General features: G+C 68.0%; 6 protein-coding genes. 2 read left to right on the plus strand and 4 right to left on the minus strand.

Going from position 1 to position 5443, the window contains the following annotated elements:
- The 3 genes from Q8814_RS24060 to Q8814_RS24070 all read right to left on the minus strand — a co-directional run.
- Positions 1-339: adenosylcobinamide-GDP ribazoletransferase (locus Q8814_RS24060; RefSeq protein ID WP_330154491.1), on the minus strand; the 339-nt coding region annotated here is incomplete at its 3' end.
- The gene (gene cobT / locus Q8814_RS24065; RefSeq protein ID WP_330154492.1) at positions 339-1436 is read right to left on the minus strand and encodes a nicotinate-nucleotide--dimethylbenzimidazole phosphoribosyltransferase; all 1098 of its coding nucleotides are present in this window, start codon (positions 1434-1436) and stop codon (positions 339-341) included. The genes Q8814_RS24060 and cobT, both read right to left, overlap by 1 nt.
- A 309-nt stretch (positions 1437-1745) precedes the next feature.
- Positions 1746-2417: a DUF3043 domain-containing protein gene (locus Q8814_RS24070; protein WP_330154493.1), complete on the minus strand. Its 672-nt coding sequence runs from the start codon at positions 2415-2417 to the stop codon at positions 1746-1748.
- Positions 2418-2557: 140 nt separating this feature from the next.
- Here Q8814_RS24070 and Q8814_RS24075 point away from each other — a divergent pair, with 140 nt between their 5' ends.
- Positions 2558-2908, plus strand: coding sequence for a HesB/IscA family protein (locus tag Q8814_RS24075; RefSeq protein WP_330154494.1), 351 nt, complete (start codon positions 2558-2560; stop codon positions 2906-2908).
- 142 nt (positions 2909-3050) lie between these two features.
- A complete protein-coding gene (locus Q8814_RS24080; RefSeq protein ID WP_330154495.1) occupies positions 3051-4019 on the plus strand; it encodes a carbohydrate kinase family protein in 969 nt (322 codons plus the stop codon).
- A 96-nt stretch (positions 4020-4115) separates the two neighbouring features.
- Here the strand turns inward: Q8814_RS24080 and Q8814_RS24085 are convergent.
- A partial coding sequence (locus Q8814_RS24085) for an asparagine synthetase B family protein (RefSeq protein ID WP_330154496.1) occupies positions 4116-5443 on the minus strand: 1328 nt, incomplete at its 5' end.

The raw sequence follows: 5443 nt of genomic DNA on the forward strand, positions 1-5443 counted from the left end.
ACGCGAAGGTCGAACCGGACAGCCCGAGCCAGCTCGACCCGGCGGCCCGTAGCAGCCGAGTCCGTCGGCGGTGTCGCTGAGTCCGTCGACGTGCATGCCGCGAGTGGCGACCGCGAGAAAACCCACACAGATCAGACCGGCGAGCGGGGGAGCGGCCCCGACGGCGATCAGACCCCACGACACTGCCGCCGCGCCGGCGCCGAGCAGAAGACCGGCGACGGGAGCAGCGGTGATGGCCCGGCCTGCGGCGGCGCGGTCGATGTGCTCGGGTCCGCGTACCGGCAGCACCGTCAACCACGACAGGGCGAGTTCGATGCCGTCCAGCGGCCTGCGGATCATCAGTCGACGGATGCGGGAGCCGAGGTGTCGGCGCCCCGGGTGCTCACGCCGGCTTCCGAGAAGGTCGCCATGTGCGCGAGGATGCCGACCGCGCCCTGCAGCACGGGTAGCGCCGCAACCGCTCCGGAACCTTCGCCCAGTCGCATCCCGAGTTCGACGATGGGTTCGAGCCGGAGGTGACGCAGCGCGATCGTGTGCGCGGGTTCGGCCGACCGATGCCCGGCCACCCACCAGTGGCGCGCTCCCGGGGCCATTTCCTCGGCGACCAGCGCGGCAGCCGTGACAACGACGCCGTCGAGGAGCACGGGTGTGCGTCGCACCGCTGCCTGCGCGAGATAGCCGGCCATCGCGGCGAAGTCGGCGCCGCTCGCGGTGCGCAGCAGCGCCACGGGATTCTTCGCATGCGGACGGGCACGGCGCATCGCGTCGCGGATCGCAGTGACCTTGCGCATCCAGCCCGCATCGTCGACACCGGTGCCCCGGCCGACCGCCGCGACGGGTTCGGTGGCTGTCAGTGTCGCGATGAGGACGGTGGCGGGTGTGGTGTTGCCGATGCCCATGTCGCCCGCGATCAGCAGATCGGCGCCCTCGTCGACCTCCCGGTCTGCGATGGCGCGGCCCGCCGCGATCGCACGGGCCGTCTCCTCGTCCGTGAGTGCGTCTTCGCGGTCGATGCAGCCGCTGGAGCGACGGATCTTGTAGTGCGAGATCTCCGGGTGGGTGTCGCTGTCGACGGCAATATCGACGATACGGACCCCGGCGCCGGCAATGTTCGCGAGCACGTTGACGGCGGCGCCGCCGGTCCGGATGTTGGCGACCATCTGCGCGGTGACCTCGGGCGGGTAGGCGGAGACGCCGCCGCGTGCGATTCCGTGGTCGCCGGCGAACACGACGACGCGCGGTCGCCGGAACGGATGCGGTGGTACTTCACCCTGGCATGCGGACACCCAGCAGCCGAGTTCTTCGAGCCTGCCGAGGGATCCGGCGGGTTTGGTGAGGTCGCGCTGGCGTTCCTCGGCGACGAGGCGAACTTCCCGGTCGGGCGCGATCACCGGGGGAAACTCCGTGTCGGACGGGAACTCCGGATCGCGGGTCACTGGGCACCTCTCAGCTGGGGAATCACGGCTAGACGTTATCAATCCCGACTGATGGCAGAAATGGGTCGAAAAGTGTCGTTTCTGCCACTGTCGGCCGCGAAGCCCGCACGCGAAGAATCGAGCTCATGATCGAACTCCTCGTGAGCGTGGTCGCCATGGTCGTGCTTACCGGAACGCTCGAGCTCCTACGGCGCCGTAATCCGGCGGACGCTCGATGGTTGCACCGACTCGGGCTGCGCTACAACCACTTCCGACCCGACGAGCCGGCACTGCCGCCCCCCGGGGTAGCAGCGGGCAGCGGAACGGAGGTCAGACCGCTTCGCCGGGCTTCACCCGCGGCAGCGGCGCCCGCAACTTGCGAATCTGCGAGGCGCGAACGAACGCGTACCAGCCGAGACCGAAGCCGCCGTCCGTCGAATCGGGGAACCGTGCGCGCGCCTTCTTGTTGACGAGCCGTCCGAGGTAGATGCCCTCGATGACCATCAGCAACATCATCACGAACATCGCCAGCGTGACGTACTGCTGGATCACCGGCCCCAGGAACATCGTCATGATCAGGACCAGCGCGAGTGGCATGAACAGGCCCACCAGGTTGCGGCGGCTGTCGACGAGATCGCGCACATAGGCGCGCACGGGCCCGCGGTCGCGGGGGAGGAGGAACTTCTCCTCACCGGCAAGCATGCGATTACGGCGCTCGGATGCTGTGGCCCGGCGCTCCGCGGACTCGGCCTTGCGCTCGTCCTTCGACTTCGATTTGCGTGCCGCTTTCCGGCGGGCGCGTGCTTCCTTCGCCGTCATCGGCGCAGGTGCGACCGGGCCGCGTCGGCGCCCCTCGGCCTCACGGCGCGACGGCGTCGGACGGCCCTTGCCCGCGGTCGATTTCCGAACGGACTCCGATACGTCCTGCTCGGGCGTGGCCTCGGGCATGGAAGAATCCTTCTTGTCGAACTCGTCGGAACCGCCGCGGCGTAGCAACTTCACCCTTCCAGGCTATGGGATGTTCGCCCGAACGGAAAAACCGACCGTCCATATCATGGCTGTGAGCGACACGTCCATGAGGAATAGATCCCGGCGCGGTACCGTTGAGACATCCGAGATTTGTTCGAACTACAGGAGCGCCCATGACTGTGCAGCACGAGACCGCCACTCACGGCGTCATCATGACCGAGACCGCCTCCGCCAAGGCGAAGGCTCTGCTCGATCAGGAGGGCCGCGACGACCTCGCACTGCGGATTGCGGTGCAACCGGGTGGCTGCGCCGGCCTCCGTTACCAGCTGTTCTTCGACGACCGGTCGCTCGACGGAGACCTGATCGCCGAGTTCGGTGGCGTCAAGCTCGCCGTCGACCGCATGAGCGCTCCCTACGTCGAGGGCGCGTCCATCGACTTCGTCGACACGATCGAGAAGCAGGGCTTCACGATCGACAACCCGCAGGCCACCGGTTCCTGCGCCTGCGGCGACTCGTTCAACTGACGCCGACAACGAAACAGGCGGTAGGGCCCCGGCACGACACCGTGCCGGGGCCCTCCCGTTTCTGACGGGTACCGTGAGAACGCTCCGGTCACCGACCGCGAACGCCGTTCCGAACCAGCCTCCACCGAAAGGTCCAAGCCACGTGAGCATCGCCGTGACCGGCTCCATCGCCACCGACCACCTCATGCGATTCCCCGGGCGATTCGCCGAGCAGCTCCTCGCGGATCAGCTCAACCACATTTCGCTGAGTTTCCTCGTCGACGATCTCGTCGTCCGCCGCGGCGGTGTGGGCGGCAACATCGCGTTTGCGATGGGTGTCCTCGGAGGCGCGCCGGTGCTGGTGGGCGCAGTCGGCGCCGACTTCGCGGAGTACCGCAGCTGGCTCGAGAGCAACGGCGTGAACTGCGACTCGGTACACATCTCCACCACCGCGCATACCGCGCGGTTCGTCTGCACCACCGACGAGGACATGGCTCAGATCGCGTCGTTCTACCCGGGTGCGATGTCCGAGGCCCGCGAGATCTCGATCGCCGACGTCGTCTCCCGGCACGGCGTCGAGCTGGTGCTCATCGGCGCAAACGATCCCGACGCGATGATCCGCCATACCGACGAGTGCCGTCGTCTCGGCGTGCCGTTCGTAGCAGATCCGTCCCAGCAGCTGGCCCGTCTGGGTGGTTCGGAGGCGGCGCGCCTCATCGACGGCGCCGAGTACCTGTTCACGAACGAGTACGAGTGGGGCCTGCTCCTGCAGAAAACCGGACTGACCGAGGACGAGGTGCGCGCGAAGGTCGGTATGCGCATCACCACGCTCGGCGGGAACGGCGCGGAGATCGTCGACGCCGACGGCAACTGGGTGCGCGTAGGAGTGGTGCCCGAGCGCGCGAAGGTCGACCCGACGGGTGTCGGCGACGCGTTCCGGGCCGGCTTCCTGTTGGGGCACCGCTCCGGACTGAGCGTCGAGCGGGCCGCGCAGCTCGGATCCCTCGTCGCCGTCCACGTGCTCGAGACCACCGGAACCCAGGAGTGGACCTTCGACCGGGCCGACGCACTCAAGCGGCTCACCGACGCGTACGGGAACCGGGCCGCGGAGGAAATCGCCGCAATCCTGTAGTACCGCAGTCCTGTAATACCTGGCTGCCCTGTAGTACCTGGCAGCACCGTACGGCCACCCGGGACCTTCGAACGTCCCGGGTGGCCGTCGGGCCGTCTACACCTCGACGGGGTAGGCCGGTTCCTGAATCTGCGGGACAATGCGCTTCTCGACGAAGATGCCGTGCCAGATCATGAACACCAGCAATGTCCACAGCCGGCGGCTGTGGTCGAGCGGGCCCTCGCGATGTTCGTGGAGCATCTTCGCGACCGCGGCCTTGTCCAGCAGATGATCGGTTTCCGACTCGGCAATCACCTGCTGGGCCCAGTCGAACAGTTCCGTGCCCTTCAGCCAGTGTCGGAGCGGTACCGGGAAGCCCAGCTTCGCGCGATGCAGCACGTGCGGGGGCACGATGCCCTCGAGCGCCTGCCGCAACGCGTACTTGGTCGTCGCCGGTGGCGCCCCCTTGCCTCGCCCGGAGGTGAGCTTCTGCTCCAGTGGCACCTGCGACGCCACCCGGAACACCTCGGAATCGAGGAACGGCACCCGCAGCTCGAGCGAATTCGCCATCGTCATCTTGTCGGCCTTGACGAGGATGTCGCCGCGCAGCCACGTGAACAGGTCCAGGTGCTGCATACGCGCCACCGGATCCCAGCCCTCGGAACGGGCATAGATCGGTGCGGTGACGTCCTGGTGCGTCCACTCGGGACGGAAATCGCGCAGGACCGACCGCAGCTGCGCGTCGTTGAAGCTGCGCGCGTTGCCGTAGTAACGCTCCTCGAGAGTCAGAGAGCCCCGGTTGAGCAGGCTCTTGCCCCGGGTCCCCTCCGGGATCCGTTCGGAGAGCGCGCCCGCTGCGCGCCGCAGCGCCGGCGGCAGGAACTCGAACGGCTTCAGCGACAGCGGCTCACGATAGATCGTGTAGCCGCCGAACAGTTCGTCGGCGCCTTCGCCGGACAGCACGACCTTGACGTGCTTGCGGGCTTCCTTGGCGATGAACCACAACGGCACGAGCGCAGGATCGGCGACCGGGTCGTCGAGATACCACACGATCTCGGGGATCGCTGCCGCGAACTCGGCGGGCGAAACGACCCGCACGACGTGCTTCGCGCCGATCGCCGCGGCCGACTCCGCCGCGACGTCCACCTCCGAATAGCCTTCGCGCTCGAAGCCTGCGGTGAAGGTGATGAGCTTGGGGTTGTGCCGCATCGCGAGCGCCGCGATTGCGGTCGAGTCGATACCGCCCGACAGGAACGAACCGACGGTGACGTCGGCGCGCATGTGCTTGGCGACCGAATCCTCGAGCGCCTCGGCGATCTCCCGGTACCGGTCCTGTTCCCGGCCGACCGCGAACGGGCGCACGGGGAACGTCGGTTCGAAGTACCGGGTCACCTCCGGTTCGGCGCCCGGCCGCACCCGGGCGTAGCAGCCCGACTCGACACGCC

Source organism: Rhodococcus chondri (genome assembly GCF_036327435.1).
Taxonomy (GTDB): domain Bacteria; phylum Actinomycetota; class Actinomycetes; order Mycobacteriales; family Mycobacteriaceae; genus Rhodococcus; species Rhodococcus chondri.

Excerpts from the sequence above, each read along its gene's own strand:
- Q8814_RS24075 (WP_330154494.1), top strand. The coding sequence starts at position 2,558 with ATGACTGTGCAGCACGAGACCGCCACTCACGGCGTCATCATGACCGAG.